The organism is Bifidobacterium sp. LH_417 (assembly GCF_056357035.1).
Genome location: NZ_JBKEVI010000002.1, coordinates 56,160 through 71,360 on the forward strand (window position 1 = coordinate 56,160; position 15,201 = coordinate 71,360).

Annotated in this window: 8 protein-coding genes and 1 CRISPR repeat array; of the genes, 7 read left to right on the plus strand and 1 reads right to left on the minus strand. The window is 61.2% G+C overall.

Features of this window, described 5'->3' with window-relative positions; translation table 11 throughout:
- The first annotated feature begins 64 nt into the window (after positions 1–64).
- From ileS to cas2, 7 genes are all read left to right on the plus strand, one after another.
- Positions 65–3,361: a mupirocin-resistant isoleucine--tRNA ligase gene (gene ileS / locus AC1AYR_RS02415; RefSeq protein WP_476511301.1), complete on the plus strand. Its 3,297-nt coding sequence runs from the start codon at positions 65–67 to the stop codon at positions 3,359–3,361.
- A 283-nt stretch (positions 3,362–3,644) separates the two neighbouring features.
- Positions 3,645–4,913 (plus strand): type I-G CRISPR-associated protein Cas7, encoded by a 1,269-nt coding sequence (locus AC1AYR_RS02420; protein WP_476511300.1) that lies wholly within the window; start codon positions 3,645–3,647, stop codon positions 4,911–4,913.
- 12 nt (positions 4,914–4,925) lie between these two features.
- Positions 4,926–6,602, plus strand: coding sequence for a type I-G CRISPR-associated protein Csb2 (gene csb2, locus AC1AYR_RS02425; RefSeq protein ID WP_476511299.1), 1,677 nt, complete (start codon positions 4,926–4,928; stop codon positions 6,600–6,602).
- Positions 6,599–9,682, plus strand: a complete 3,084-nt coding sequence (cas3g, locus tag AC1AYR_RS02430) for a type I-G CRISPR-associated helicase/endonuclease Cas3g (protein ID WP_476511298.1) — start codon at positions 6,599–6,601, stop codon at positions 9,680–9,682. The genes csb2 and cas3g overlap by 4 nt, the downstream gene beginning before the upstream one ends.
- Positions 9,682–10,779, plus strand: a complete 1,098-nt coding sequence (locus AC1AYR_RS02435) for a hypothetical protein (protein WP_476511297.1) — start codon at positions 9,682–9,684, stop codon at positions 10,777–10,779. The genes cas3g and AC1AYR_RS02435 overlap by 1 nt, the downstream gene beginning before the upstream one ends.
- A complete protein-coding gene (gene cas1, locus AC1AYR_RS02440) occupies positions 10,769–12,358 on the plus strand; it encodes a CRISPR-associated endonuclease Cas1 (RefSeq protein WP_476511296.1) in 1,590 nt (529 codons plus the stop codon). Before AC1AYR_RS02435 ends, cas1 begins: the two co-directional genes overlap by 11 nt.
- Complete coding sequence (gene cas2 / locus AC1AYR_RS02445; RefSeq protein WP_476511295.1) at positions 12,355–12,651, plus strand: CRISPR-associated endonuclease Cas2; 297 nt, start codon at positions 12,355–12,357, stop codon at positions 12,649–12,651. Before cas1 ends, cas2 begins: the two co-directional genes overlap by 4 nt.
- 235 nt (positions 12,652–12,886) lie before the next feature.
- Positions 12,887–13,646: a CRISPR direct-repeat array (repeat unit 36 nt; unit sequence ACCGCCGGAGTAACCTCCGGCGGTTTTCATTGAGGG).
- A 387-nt stretch (positions 13,647–14,033) separates the two neighbouring features.
- Here cas2 and AC1AYR_RS02450 read toward each other — a convergent pair.
- On the minus strand, positions 14,034–15,200 hold the full coding sequence (locus AC1AYR_RS02450; protein ID WP_476511344.1) for an IS481 family transposase: 1,167 nt from the start codon (positions 15,198–15,200) through the stop codon (positions 14,034–14,036).
- Between the last annotated feature and the right edge of the window lies 1 nt (position 15,201).

Consider the following 15,201-nt stretch of genomic DNA (forward strand, 5'->3'; position numbering starts at 1 on the left):
GGGCACGCCGGAACCAAAGTCGTCCTCGTAAGGAAACCAACGAAGCATTACGAGGAGCCACACGGTGAGCGACAACGTATATCCCAAGGCGAACGAGGGCGGCGAGACCGCGCACGTCGCGCCGAACCCCAGCTTCCCCCACATGGAGGAGACCGTCCTCAACTACTGGGACAAGGACGACACCTTCATCAAGTCGGTGGAGCGCAACCCCTCCGGCGACCACAGCCAGAACGAGTTCGTGTTCTTCGATGGCCCGCCGTTCGCGAACGGTCTGCCGCACTACGGCCACCTGCTGACCGGCTATGCGAAGGACGTGATCCCGCGCTACCAGACCATGAAGGGCCGCAAGGTCAACCGCGTGTTCGGCTGGGACACGCACGGCCTGCCCGCCGAGCTCGAAGCGCAGAAGGAGCTCGGCATCGACTCGGTCGACCAGATCGAGAAGATGGGCATCGACAAGTTCAACGACGCCTGTCGCGCCTCCGTGCTCAAGTACACGCACGAATGGCAGGACTACGTGCACCGTCAGGCCCGTTGGGTGGACTTCGAGCACGGCTACAAGACGCTGAACATCCCGTACATGGAATCCGTGATGTGGGCGTTCAAGCAGCTGTACGACAAGGGCCTCGCCTACCAGGGCTACCGTGTGCTGCCGTACTGCCCGAAGGACCGCACGCCGCTGTCCGCGCACGAGCTGCGCATGGACGCCGACGTCTACCAGGACCGTCAGGACACCACCGTCTCCGTCGCCGTCAAGATGCGCGACGAGGACGCCTACGCCGTGTTCTGGACCACCACTCCGTGGACAGTCCCCACCAACTTCGCGATCGTCGTCGGCGCCGACATCGACTACGTCGAGGTCAAGCCCACCGAGGGCAAGTACGCCGGTAAGAAGTTCTACTTCGGCAAGGCCCTGCTGCCGCACTACGAGAAGGAACTCGGCGAGAACTACGAGATCGTGCGCGAGCTCAAGGGCTCCGAGCTGGAAGGCCGCCGCTACTGGCCGGTCTTCCCGTACTTCGCCGGCGAGAAGGCCGAGGCGCAAGGCAACGTGCCCGGACCGAACGGCTACACGATCTTCACCGCCGACTACGTCGACACCGTCGAGGGTACCGGCCTCGTCCACCAGGCCCCCTACGGCGAGGACGATATGAACACGCTCAACGCGAAGGGCGTCAAGAGTACCGACGTGCTCGACGAAGGCTGCCGCTTCACCGCGCAGTGCCCCGACTACGAGGGCATGTACGTGTTCGACGCGAACAAGCCGATCCTGCGCGATCTGCGCAACGCGTCCGGCCCGCTCGCCGAAATCCCCGAGGAGCGTCGCGCCATCCTCTTCCAGGAGAAGAGCTACGTGCACTCCTACCCGCACTGCTGGCGCTGCGCCACGCCGCTCATCTACAAGCCGGTGAGCTCCTGGTTCGTGTCCGTCACCAAGATCAAGCCGCGTCTGCTCGAACTCAACCAGCAGATCAACTGGATTCCGGACAACGTGAAGGACGGCCAGTTCGGTAAGTGGCTCGCCAACGCGCGCGACTGGTCGATCTCCCGCAACCGTTTCTGGGGCTCCCCGATCCCGGTGTGGGTGTCCGACGACCCGAAGCACCCGCGCGTCGACGTGTACGGTTCACTCGAAGAGCTCAAGGCCGACTTCGGCGACTACCCGCGCGACAAGGACGGCAACATCAATATGCACCGTCCGTGGATCGACAACCTGACCCGTCCGAACCCGGACGACCCGACCGGCAAGTCCACGATGCGCCGCATCTCCGACGTGCTCGACTGCTGGTTCGAGTCCGGTTCCATGTCGTTCGCGCAGTTCCACTACCCGTTCGAGAACAAGGAGAAGTTCGAGCAGCACTTCCCGGCCGACTACATCGTCGAATACATCGGCCAGACGCGCGGCTGGTTCTACCTGCTGCACGTGATGGCGACCGCCCTGTTCGACCGTCCGGCGTTCAAGAACGTGATCTGCCACGGCATCGTGCTCGGCTCCGACGGCCAGAAGATGTCGAAGCACTTGCGCAACTACCCGGACGTGAACGGCGTGTTCGACAAGTACGGTTCCGACGCGATGCGCTGGTTCCTCATGAGCTCGCCGATTCTTCGCGGCGGCAACCTGATCGTCACCGCCGAGGGCATCCGCGACACGGTGCGCCAGGTCATGCTGCCCGTGTGGAGCTCCTACTACTTCTTCACCCTGTACGCGAACGCCGCCGGCTACGACGCGCGTCAGCTCAAGGCCGACGAGGTCGCGTCCCTGCCGCAGCTGGACCGCTACCTGCTGGCCCGCACCCGCCGTCTCGTGCTCGCCGCCGAGAAGTCGCTCAACGAGTTCGCGATCTCCGACGCGTGCGACGCCGCCTCCGACTTCATCGACGTGCTCACCAACTGGTACATCCGCAACAGCCGCGACCGCTTCCTTGCCAAGGACGAGAACGCGTTCAACACGCTGTACACGGTGCTCGAGGCGTTCATGCGCGTGCTCGCGCCGCTCGCCCCGATGGAGGCGGAATCCGTGTGGCGCGGTCTGACCGGCGGTGAGTCCGTGCATCTGGCGGACTGGCCGTTCGTCGTGGACGAGAAGACCGGCGAGAGCACCGAGCTCGGCCGCGTGCTCGTCGACGATCCGGCGCTCGTCGCCGCGATGGAGAAGGTGCGCGAGGTCGTCTCCGGCACTCTGTCGCTGCGCAAGGCCGCGAAGATTCGCGTGCGCCAGCCGCTCTCCAAGCTCACCGTGGTCGCCGAGGACGTGGACGCCGTGCGCGCCTACGCTGAGGTGCTCAAGTCCGAGCTCAACGTGAAGGACGTGGAGTTCTGCACGCTGGAGGACGCCGCCTCGCAGGGTCTCAAGATCGTGCACGAGCTGCGCGTCAACGCGCGCGTCGCCGGCAAGCGCCTGCGCAAGGACGTCCAGTTCGCGATCAAGGCGTCCAAGTCCGGCGCCTGGCACGTGGATGCCGTTTCCGGTGCCCCGGTCGTCGAGACGCCTTCCGGCGAGATCGCGCTTCAGGATGGCGAGTACGAGCTCATCAACCGCGTGGAGGAGAAGGACGCCGCCGAGGAGGCCGTGTCCGTGTCCGCAGCGCTGCCGACCGGCGGCTTCGTGATTCTCGACACGGCGCTCACCTCCGAGCTGGAGGCCGAAGGCTACGCCCGCGACGCGATTCGCGTCGTGCAGGACGCCCGCAAGTCCGCCGGCTTCGACGTGGCCGACCGCATCGCGCTCAAGCTGGTCGTGCCGGCCGACGCCGTCGCCAAGGTCGAGGCGTTCCGCGACCTGATTGCCGCCGAGACCAAGGCCGACGCGTTCGACGTGGTCGAAGGCGCCGAGCTTGCCGCCGAGGTGACGAAGGCGTGAACCCTATGGCAACACGCCGATGAATCGGCTTGATTAAGCCGATAATGAGGAATCCGGATGTCTTGGGAACAAGGCATCCGGATTTTTCTTTGGAAAAATTCCGGTATAGATGCACCGGTTGTTTGAGGCACTTCTATACTGATGCCAATACCGCACGCACAACATTCGGTAAGGAGGATGAAAGGCGGGTCATGTGTCGGCCGGCTCGTCGCGGTGTACTGGCTCTTAACACAGCCTTATTGGATAGGGACACGGGAGTTCCTCGGAAAAGAAAGGTAATGACATGACGGACGATAAGAAGGACATGAGAGAACTGACCCTCGACGATTTGAATCGGGCGGCGAAGCTGGGCGGTCCAAGCACGTTGACCGAACGGACGCTGCTGGAACCGGCGGCTGGCATGGACGGCATTGTGGCACCTGCCAAATATGCCGGTGCCGGAGGGGCCACCTATGTATTCGAAGACCGGTTCATGCCGCTCGATGAGAACGGCAGAGTGACAGTCTCCGGCAGGCCGGTCAGGAGCGGCGAGTGCAGGCGTGTCGTGCTCATCGACTCCCGAACATCGCAGAGCAACCGTGCCGAGGCATATATCGCCCAAGCCATTGAGGACGGGCATCCGGTGTTTTCCAAGATGCCGCGTATGCGTGTGACGTATATGTCCAAGGACGAGCTGGGCGCACCGATTGAACGTGCGGCGTACGACGTGACGTTGCCGCAGCGTGCATTCGACGGACATTTCCGTATCGGTGAGATCGATGGGCAATCCGTTTCCAAGAACCCCGCATACGTCCGGGCCCGCAACGCGACGCTGGCCAATCTGATGCCGTTGTTCGACCTGTCTCCCATCACGGTCGCCTTCGGCGGCTGGGATTCGACGCGTAGGAACAACCAGCTTCGTCTCGCCTCCCCGTACAACGGGGAGATCATCGGAGTGACCGCCCAGCAGGGGAGGGATGCCGCCGTCATCCACCGTGCCGGCGCGCGAATCGATCCCATCGCTGCCAGCATCCGATTCGATAAAAACGACGCCAAGTCGCTTCTCGATGATATTGGGGCGGATCTCACCAATGCGACAAGGAAGAACTTCGGGGACAAGGGTGAGGGCTCCCGTATCGGCGTTGGGGCGATTCCGCCGCAGGTGGACGCCATTGATGGCATCTCCGTCAGTGATATCGTGCGTACGCATGTGCTGAGTTTCTCCATATTGCGCACGCTGCATTTCGGCTGCGGTACCGAAGGTGACCAGTCCATCCGCGTGCTGCTCGCCGCGATGATTCTCGATGCCATGGCAGGCAGCAACCAAGAGCTGAACCTGCGGGCCAACTGCCTGCTGCGCGAGGCCTCCGCTCCGGTGACTGTGCTGGATGAACGCGGTGGCGAGTCCACTGAACTCGCGCCGCTGTCGGTGGAGCATGCCGATGCGCTGCTGGAGGAGGCGTATGAGCAGGCTCAGACGAAAGCTGGGGTGGACTGGCAGGGACAGATGTTCGACATCACCGGCAACCCCTTGGTGATGAAAGTGGCGTCCGCCGAAGGCACCGACGAGTAATCGGAGCTGGGAATGCCATTCACTATTCGAGTTTCCTTCCTGATGCACACGTATCAGGGAGCTGGCGAGACGGGGGAGCCTGAGCTCTATCCGTCCCCGGAACGCTTCTACAAGGCCATGGTGGCCGCCGCCTACAATGCATTCGGTTTTGAATCCGAACATCATGATGGCGGCCATCCTCTGGACGACAAGGAGATACGCGGTGCGCTCTCGTGGCTGGAAGGCAATCCCCCCGACGCGATTCGCCTCCCCAAGGAACGGCATCTGGTCTCGCGGGCCATCGTGTACCGGGATCGCGGCAGCTGGGATCAAAAAAACGCCCGGCCGGCGATTAAGGACGCCCCGGCCTGGCCATCGGTCGCCTACGACTCCTCGGAACAGGGTGACCTGATATGGCAGTGGGAGCAGGCTCCGTGCCAGGAGGTTCAGGACGTATTGGCTGACCTGTGTTGGGAGGTGCCGTATTTAGGAGAAGCATGCACTCCGGTACGTATCACAGTGGAGACCTCCGATGCATACCCGTTGCCGGAATCGTTAATCCACGCGACGGATCTTTCGCTTTCGTCGCTCTCTTCCGTGACGGAATTCCTTGTTCCCCTGCAAGGTCATTTGAAGGATCTGCAACACGGGCATGAACGCGCCTACCCCAAACGGGTATCGGTGCCGTCCGGCAGCGAGAGCGAGAAGAACGTGCTGCCTGACACGTTGTACCCGACCGTCGGCAGCGCCGGATACATCAAAGCGGAGACCCCTGCAAAGCATCAGTTCGTCAAGCCGTGGAATCGATGCTTCTTCATTCCCGTGACGGGTCCCCAACAGTGGTCGCCTCAGGAACGGCAGCTCGTGGCATGGTCCGTGGCCATGCACCGGTTGCTGATACGTCAATGGGGATACGGTGCATCGCCGATGCTGACCGGGCGATACGACCTCGTCTGGGATGCCAGACAGCGCCCCGCCAATAACGTCGCCATTCACGTGTTGACTGCCGATTTCAAGGGAAGCGTGGACAGGAAGCTGCGTGATATTCTTCCAGGGTTCTTGGTGATGGTTCCCCATGACATGCCTATGGATGAGGTCGAAAGGCTTGCTGACGTATGCGCCTCGGTCGAGGGGAAGAGGCTTTTCTTCTCCCGGAACGGAGACACGCTTTATCTCGGTAAGATGCGGGAGATCGATGCCGATGCCGTTTGGGCCGAAGTCCCCGACGGAAGTGTGCGATTCTGGATTCCCTATCCGTTATGCATCCGTGAAACCCACCCCGTGAAACGTCTGAAAGGACGCAGTGCGTCATGGGGAGTCAACGAGAGCATGGCACTGGCCGTAGGCCATGTGCTGCGTGATCGATTCGCCGATGATGACGCCGTCGACGCAGGTGGAACCGGCACTGCAAAGGGCCGGAAACAGTCCTATTGGTCCCTTGTGGACCGCGTATGCGCGAAAGGATCTCCGGTGAGAATGTTCAATGTGCACGCGGAGTCCCGCACATCGATGATCGATTACGTGCACAAAACGCAGCCCGGGACGCTGGTGGCAGGCATGAGTGCATGGCTCTCCTTCTCCGACGTATGCGACATGGACCGCACGGTCATGGCCGTCGGCCAGAGCCGACATCTGGGCGGTGGATTACTCGTCCCCGTCGATGTGCCACGACAATTGATCGACGATTCCGGAAAGCCGGTGATCATATGACGAATACGATGCCCATTCCTGACGAGATCAGGGAACGAATCGACGATGAGTTCGGCAGGTATGTCTCCTGCGTCCATTCTGGTCGTAAACCGTACCAGTGGCAGTATCGGCTGCTGCACAGCGTCATCGATCGTGGCAAATGGCCGGACCGTCTTGAGGCACCTACCGGTGCCGGCAAGACCATGGTCATAGACATACACGTTTTCCTGAACGTACTGGCTGGACTGGCGGCGGATTCCGGGGACGACGGGAACGAATGGCATGGGCTTCTGGCCGGGTTGAAGCTGGATAGGCTGCCGCGTCGTCTGGTGATGACCGTCAACAGGCGCTCTCTGGTGGATGACCAGTATGAGGAGGCTCTCGCGCTGGCGGACAAACTCGGCGAGGAGACCGGCGACCCCGTGCTGAAGGAAATCCGACGGGGTCTCATGCTCCGTGAATCCTCGGGCGCCGATGACGCCGATGACGCGTCGTGCCGGTCCCGCGTCACCCCGTTGCGTGTCACCCGGCTGCGGGGCGGCGAGGCAATTGACGAGACGACCCGTGAATGGCGGTATCATCCGACGGAATGCCAGATTCTGTGCGCCACCCCCGACATGTTCGGCAGTCGGCTGCTGTTCCACGGGTACGGCACGCGTGCGGCTGCTCGGCCGATTGAAGCCGGATTGCTGGCATACGATACCGTTCTGGTCGCTGATGAGGCGCACCTTAACCGGCAGCTGGTCGTCACTGCGAAATCCGTTGCTCGCTTGGAAACGTTATGTGACAGTCCGGTCATGGAATCGCGGCCGGTGCTCCAGGTCGTCTCCACGACCGCGACGCAGAGCGGCCCGTCCACCGACGACATCAGCATCGGCGTCGAGGAAGCCGACTTCGCAGTGGATTCTACGCTTGCCGCCCGCATGATGACGCCCAAGCCGGTGGACCCAGTGAAAGAAGTGAAGACGGACAAGGCCTTGGTGGAGACATTGGCGGAACGATGCATGGAAGCCATTGTGTCCGAGGAGGAGCATGGCGATGATCGCGGCGTGGTCGGATGCATCGTCAATACGGTAGGCACCGCGAGAGCGGTGTTGAAGGAGTTGCGGGAAAAGTATGAGAAGCGCCAGAAGGAATCCGATGCCGATAAAGGCGCGGATGCGAACTCGGTGATTCTCGGGTTCATCGGCCCCATGCGTCAATACGACAAGAACCAACTGATTCGGGGGAAGGTCTTCGAGGCCTTGCGAGGGGATGCCGACGCAATCCGGGAGACGGGATTGCGATGCGTGGTCGCCACACAGACGATGGAGGTGGGCGTCGACGTCGACTTCGCCTCACTGATCACCGAACTGCCTTCGGGAAGCGCGCTCGTCCAACGAGCCGGACGCGTGAACCGCCGTGGCCTGCGCGACCGGGGCGAAATCACGGTGGTGACGCGGGCGATTGATGCCAAGCATGCGGCTCCGTACCGTGCGGAGGATGTGGAAGAGGCCCGGCACTGGTTGGAGAAGCTCCGCGAAGGCGACGGACTATCCGCCTGGCGATGCGCGCAGCAACCGCCCAAGCAGACGACCCCGACGCGCATGCTGTGGCAAAGGCCCGAGATCTGGGATATCGAGAACCTGTCCCATACGGATGAGGAACTTGCCGCCGACATGGGGCTTGCCAATCAGGGGAAGGCTGATCTCGACCTATGGCTGCGTGACGACCTATCCGCGACGGATGGGCCGGACATCGGCTTGGTTGTTCGTGACCTGCCCGAAAACGACGAGACCGCAATAAGCCTGTTGCAGGATATCCCTCCCGTGGCGGATGAATCGTTCCCATTGGCATGGGGGAACATCGACGGCATCGGTAAGAGACTGTCCTCTGGTGATTCGCAATCCCGCATCTTCATCATGAAGCCGCAGCGGCATGGGGTGCAATCCTCTGTATCCCGTTGGAACGGTTCAGGGAGATTGCTGGATTCATTGCAGGCGGGCGACATGCTGATCGTGGACTCCACGGCCAAATTGTTCGACAAAGACATGCATATCGTCAGTCCGGATGCCAGGAAGCCGGAGAAAGAGGAAGACGTTTATAACCAGTGCCAGAGTGGGAGCGTCGTCATCAAAGCCGATTCCAAGCCGGATTCCACGACCAAAGCTTTATACGACGCTATTGTCGCAATCCGGGAAGAGGAGATACAGAACAATGAACCGTCGGAAGACCGGGGAGCTCCCTCCGGCGCATCCTCCGGTGGCGTAGATGGTCGGGTTTTGGCCGATTTCACGCTCGAAATGCGCGAGGCCGTGCAGGAAGCCAATAAACGGTTCGCCATGGATCATGGCGATGCCGAGCTGCTCCTTCCCACGGTGTATCCCGGCGTCGAGACCTTCGACTCGTCCGAAGTGTGGATGGTGCTGAAACCACTCTCCACACTTTCCGATGGTCGGGAACTGCAGGAGATGCGCGCCTCCGATGCGCGCAAGCCTGTGCGGTTGAACACGGAGTCGGGGCATCAACGCGCCGTGGAACGTCGCGTGGAGCGATTCGCGTTCAACCTTGGCCTGCCTGAGGGCATGGTCTCGGATTTGAAGAATGCGGCACGGCACCATGACGACGGCAAAAAGGACTTCCGATTCCAGATGCTGCTGCGGCTGTCCTCCCATCTCCCGGATACCTATTTGGGCGACGATTACCTTGCGAAAAGCGCGATTCGTTCCCCGAAGCGCGAGGCGCGTATCCGTCGTGAGATGAATCTGCAGGGCTGGCGGCATGAGCAGCGGTCCGCGGCGGAGTGTTGGGCATTAGGTGATGATCTGCAGGCCGATGACATCGAACTGGTGACGCGTCTCGCTGGCACGTCGCATGGGCATGGCAGGTCGTGTTTCCAGGACAACGCCGATGCTCTGATTCCCCAAGCGGTGCGGAACCGGGACGACAAGCAGACGCCGCCCATCGACGCCGTCTACGCGTCCGCCCGACGATTGTTCGACGAAGGCGTCTGGGAACGCATCATCGAGCATACTGACGTCCGCTATGGATATTGGGGTATGGCCTACTTGGAGGCGATTCTTCGTTCCGCCGACATCACCGTGTCCGAGGAGGGAAACTGATGGCAAGTGAACTGGAATTACACGGGCGCTTCGACGACGCGTTCGCGCATCTGCTGCTCGTCGGACTCGCCTCGATTCTCGAGGATGCCGACGAGCAGCGGACATGCGAGATATGGTGGAGCGACCATGAGCACGCCCGCATCCGCATCAATGACGACGATTTTGATTGGAGTGCATGCGCGCGAATCGTACACGAGCATGTGCGTCGCTGGCACGAGTCCTCATGGCTCGGCGCTGATGGAACATATTCCGGCACCGCGAAGAAACGGGCGACCCTCAGTCCCCGGTTAGGCATGCCATCCCAGCGCGGAGGGTGGGAATCGTTGCAACATGACAGATGCGAGGCCATCGACGCATTACAGACGGTACTGGACCGACGATACGTGGGAGCGTTGGGTGAGCCGGCCTATTGGGCGGGGTCCATGGATGCGCAGGGCTATACGCCGGATAGGGGTGCATCTCGCTGGGAGATGGTGCCGCGTAACCGTGGCCAGGAATTCATCACTGGTCGTTTGGCGCCTTTGGCGCAAGCGGTCGCGAGCAGAACGGACGAACAGATTGCGAAGGGCCTGTCCGGCGGTTCCAGCGTCGATGAAATCGGCAAGAACAAGCCCGACAGCAGGAGTCCCACAGGTTTGCGTCATCCGTCTATGACCGATAATGCGCAGGTTTGGTGCGCATTATTCGGAGTGTCCGCTTTTCCGGTGTTCCGGTCGACCCAAGCGAAACGTGGTCCGACGACCGCGTTGTTCCAGGTCAAAGGTCAGAATCCGTTCGCGGTGCTGCCTCTATGGGATGAGCCATGGACCTTGCAACGGTATCGCGCCGTGGTGCGTAACCGTGCGTTGCTGATCGTCGCTCTGGAATCCGTGTTGGATGCTCCGACGGGAAACAACGAGGAGAAGAACGACGTCGATGCGCAATCGCTCACGGTGATGAACGTCCAGAAGAGCAGACAGTGGCTTACAAATAAAGGCGTACGGGCATGTGTACTGTTTCCCCAGTACAAGTCCAGCAACGTTTCCGCGCCGGAACGATGGCTCCAGAAAGGCAGAATCATGCCTGTGCAGCCTGAAGGAGAATCCCATGGACGATGATCCCATTCCGATTAGTCTGGTGGCGAACTACATGTTCTGCCCTCGCCGGGCGTGGCTGGAGGCTGCCGGCGAGAAGGTCGACAGCGCGCAGATGGCTCACGGTATGTACGATCATCGCAAAGTCGACCGCATCGATGCCGCCGGCGATGCCGATGAATATCAGGCGATCGACATTCGTCATGAGGCATGGAACGTGTCGGGCCGTCTCGATGCGGCGAAACTTACCGACGATGGCGTCGTCATACGAGAATACAAAGCCACTCCAATCAAACGGGAGATGATCGTCACCGACGCCATGCGCATCCAGTTGGCGTTGCAGGCCGCATGCCTTGAGGATATGGGGTATCGTGTGGCCCGAACCGAGGTCTTCTTCACCTCGCATCACCGCAACGTGGCCGTCGAATTGGATGAAGACGACTATCTGAAGGCGCATGAGGCGGTGGAAAAGACACGGCGTCTCATCGCCGCGGATGCGGCTCCGGAGCCGTTGGAGGACAGTGCGCGCTGCATGCGGTGCTCGCACGTCGGCATCTGCCTGCCGGAGGAACGCAAATTGACGCCGGTGTCCAAGCGTGTCATGGTCTCGTCCCCGGACAACCAGGTCACTCATCTGGCCTGTCCTGGTGCGAAAGCGTTCAGCAGATCCGGCAGAATGGTGGTGTTTAAGGACGGCGAGCAGCTCGCGTCCATCCCATTGGACACCATCCAAGGATTGCAGGTACATGGCAACACGGATTTGTCCAGCGGCCTGATTCATGAACTGATGTGGCGGAACATACCGATTCTGTGGTGCAGCGGCACGGGGCGTCTATACGGTTGGACGATGCCATCATATGGGCCGAATGGTGAACAACGTGCCGATCAGCATGTCGCCTCGCGGGAGGGACGGTTGGGTCTGGCGCGCGAATTCATCATCGCGAAAATCCACAATCAGGCGGTGCTGCTGCGACGATCGGATAAAGCCAATCCCGCGGTCGGCGAGCTTCTTTCCATCGAAAAGACCGTTCGCAACACGAACCGTTGGCAGGACGTGCTGGGACTGGAAGGAGAAGCCGCCTCCATATATTTCGGTCAATTCGGGCAACTCATCAAACCGGACAAGCGTGATGAATGGCCGTGGACATCACGTCGGCGCAGGCCGGCACCCGATGCCGTGAACGCGTTGCTTGACTATGGGTATTCGATGTTACTGTCAGATTGCGTGCGGGCGTTGATTTCCTGCGGATTGGACCCTCACGCGGGATTCCTCCACAGCAGCAAACGCAACAAGCCCGCTTTGGCGCTTGACCTGATGGAGGAATTCCGTGCGCCGGTCGTGGATTCCGTGGTTCAAACGGTCATCAACAACGGAGAGGTGAAACCCCGAGGATTCTCGTATGCGCTCGGATCGGTCAGATTGGGTGATTCCACGCGCAAGTCGTTCATATCCGCATATGAGCGACGTCTGCAAACCGAATTGACGCATCCGATTTTCGGATACAAGGCGTCATGGCGCAGAATCATCGAAATCCAGGCCAGAATGATTCTTGGATATTTGGATGGAACGCAACGTGAATACAGGGGAATTCGTATACGATGAGCGATGAGCAACGAAGCTATTTGATTGCGTACGACATCAACGATGACGTACGGCGCTCGCATGTCGCCAAAGTGCTGCAAAGCCATGGTGAGCGTCTGCAATACAGTGTGTTCCTGCTCCGTATACGTCCCGCGCAGTTGTTGCGGTTACAGGCGACATTGGAACGTGAGATCGATGGAGCATCGGATTCCGTTCTGGTGTGTGACGTTGGTCTGAGCAGCCGAACGAAACGGGATTTGATATTCCTCGGACGTCGACGGTATGAGGACACCGTGATTCCCACGGTGATCTGACAGATCTGATTGAACTCTGTGCGTCATGCATGCGTGATGCTTGATAATAGAAGAGTGGACAGGATTCCGCGAGGGCTGAATCAGAGGTTGTTTACCGGGGAAGCGCTCGCACCTGTCAGTGGCAGAGATTCGACGGTGATGGCGTCGTTTTGCGGCGGTCGGTACTATACTCATGAGCTAAGCGCTCGCGAATACTCGCAGAAGACGAGTCTTTGCAAGTGTTTTACGCACGGCCACCGCCGGAGTAACCTCCGGCGGTTTTCATTGAGGGGCGCTTGTATTGGGCGCGGTGGAACGGTTCGGACAAACCGCCGGAGTAACCTCCGGCGGTTTTCATTGAGGGGCGCGGATGCGGGAGGAGGAGAACCGTCGTCGGCGCGACCGCCGGAGTAACCTCCGGCGGTTTTCATTGAGGGGCAATCCGGGACGGGACGCGTAAACACGGCGACGGGACCGCCGGAGTAACCTCCGGCGGTTTTCATTGAGGGACCTGTGCCATCGTCCACAGTTCAATCTCGTTCACATACCGCCGGAGTAACCTCCGGCGGTTTTCATTGAGGGGCGGATATCGGCGAGGCGGAACCGGTTGAAATCAGGTTACCGCCGGAGTAACCTCCGGCGGTTTTCATTGAGGGCAGACCATCCGCCGACACATCAAGGACCACACCGCATACCGCCGGAGTAACCTCCGGCGGTTTTCATTGAGGGACCGACATGATCGAGGTGCGGAAGCTGAAGGCACCCCACCGCCGGAGTAGCCTCCGGCGGTTTTCATTGAGGGGGCGGCTACACCACCCTGTCGCGCCAGACCATCCAGACCGCCGGAGTAACCTCCGGCGGTTTTCATTGAGGGGCGAACGCGGTTGCCACGGCGGGAATCGTGCCGAACCGCCGGAGTAACCTCCGGCGGTTTTCATTGAGGGCGCAACGCGTTCGCCAAGGCACGTGAACAGGTGCCCACCGCCGGAGTAACCTCCGGCGGTTTTCATTGAGGGTCGGCCTCCTTACCGGCGTCTGCGAGCGCCTGTTCGCATCACCGGAGTACCCCTCCGGTGACTTCATTGAGGGAGGTAGTTACGCACCGCCGTTTCAGTCGCCTTCGCATCACCGGAGTACCCCTCCGGTGACTTCATTGAGGGACCGATTTTGTGAATGAATCCCAGCATAATTTCGACATCACCGGAGTACCCCTCCGGTGACTTCATTGAGGGGCGGTCGAATGTCTTGGCTGGCAGGAAGGCGATCAGATCACCGGAGTACCCCTCCGGTGACTTCATTGAGGGTGAGCGTGATCGGAGATGAGTTTCCATCTCCTGTATTGTCTTGGGGCATAATTGACAGGTGTCTTGGGGCATGGTTGACGTGGTCTCTTGGGGCATGGTTTACATGTGTGCTGGGGCATGGTTGACATCGGGCATGGGTTTGCGGCGTTGGTAGTCGCGTGTGGTGTCGAGGGTCTGTTCGGCGAGGATCTCGCCGGTGGCGGGGTCGGTGACGGTGATGGTGCCGTGGTCGACTTCGAGTTCCACGGTCCTGCCGGCGTTCTCCTTGCCGATGTTGATGGTGCGGCGCCGGCCGGCGATGTTTTCCTGCATGACGCAGCCGCGCGGGTCGGCCTTGTGGATTCTGGGCGGGACGGTGACGTCCGCGGGGACTGGTTTGGCGTGTCCGGCGGCGCGCGCGTTCGCGCGGCGTTCCTCCCCGTCGCGCCTGGCTTGCTCGCGCGCTGCGATCTCGGGGTCGGGCAGCGCCTTGCCCTTGGCTTCGTACGCCTCCTTGGGGGTGCGTCGGTTCAATGCCCGGTGGGGGCGTTCCTCGTTGTATTCGCGGCGGAACTCGTCGAGCTGCCGGTTGAGTTCGTCGAGATCCGCGGCCAGGGGTCGGGCGGCGAGCCATTGCTTCAGCGTGCGGTGCCAGCGTTCGATCTTGCCCTGCGTCTGGGGATGGTAGGGCCTGCCGTTCTTCTGCCTTACGCCCATCAGGGCGAGCAGGCGTTCGAACGAACCGGGATCGGCCGACAGGAGCCGGGTCGTGTACACGGTCCCGTTGTCGGTCAGCGTGGACGCGGGTATCCCGTATCCGGCGCACGCCGTGCGGAACGATTCCTCGATCGTGCGCATGGTGACCGTCCCGTACGCGCGCGAGTACAGGAGGAACCTCGAGTGGTCGTCGAGCCAGGAGACGATGAGCGCGTCGGTGCCGTCGGTGAGGGGCCAGTGCGTGAAGTCCGACTGCCACGTCTCGTTCGGCAGCGACGCCTCGAACCGCGCGTAGCTGGATTTCGGACGTTTCCTCGGCTCGGGGCGCACCAGGCCCGCGTTCACAAGGATGCGGTGGATCGTCGAGTTCGCGGGCGGTTTGACGCCCTCGCGCTCCAATCGGGCGGCGATGGACTCCGCGCCCGAGTCCAGTCCCTTGGCGTCCAGCTCGCGGCGTATCGCGACGATGCAATCCGCCAGGTCCTTGCCGGTCTTGTTCGCGATCCTGTGCGCGCGACGGGAACGCGGCAGCAGACCGGCCTCGCCCTGCGCCTCCCACCGGCGCTTCAGC

What these genes read in the sequence shown, in the direction of transcription:
- AC1AYR_RS02420 (WP_476511300.1), top strand. Translation starts at nt 3,645, where the DNA reads ATGACGGACGATAAGAAGGACATGAGAGAACTGACCCTCGACGATTTG.
- csb2 (WP_476511299.1), top strand. Translation starts at nt 4,926, where the DNA reads ATGCCATTCACTATTCGAGTTTCCTTCCTGATGCACACGTATCAGGGA.
- cas3g (WP_476511298.1), top strand. Translation starts at nt 6,599, where the DNA reads ATGACGAATACGATGCCCATTCCTGACGAGATCAGGGAACGAATCGAC.
- AC1AYR_RS02435 (WP_476511297.1), top strand. Translation starts at nt 9,682, where the DNA reads ATGGCAAGTGAACTGGAATTACACGGGCGCTTCGACGACGCGTTCGCG.
- cas1 (WP_476511296.1), top strand. Translation starts at nt 10,769, where the DNA reads ATGGACGATGATCCCATTCCGATTAGTCTGGTGGCGAACTACATGTTC.
- cas2 (WP_476511295.1), top strand. Translation starts at nt 12,355, where the DNA reads ATGAGCGATGAGCAACGAAGCTATTTGATTGCGTACGACATCAACGAT.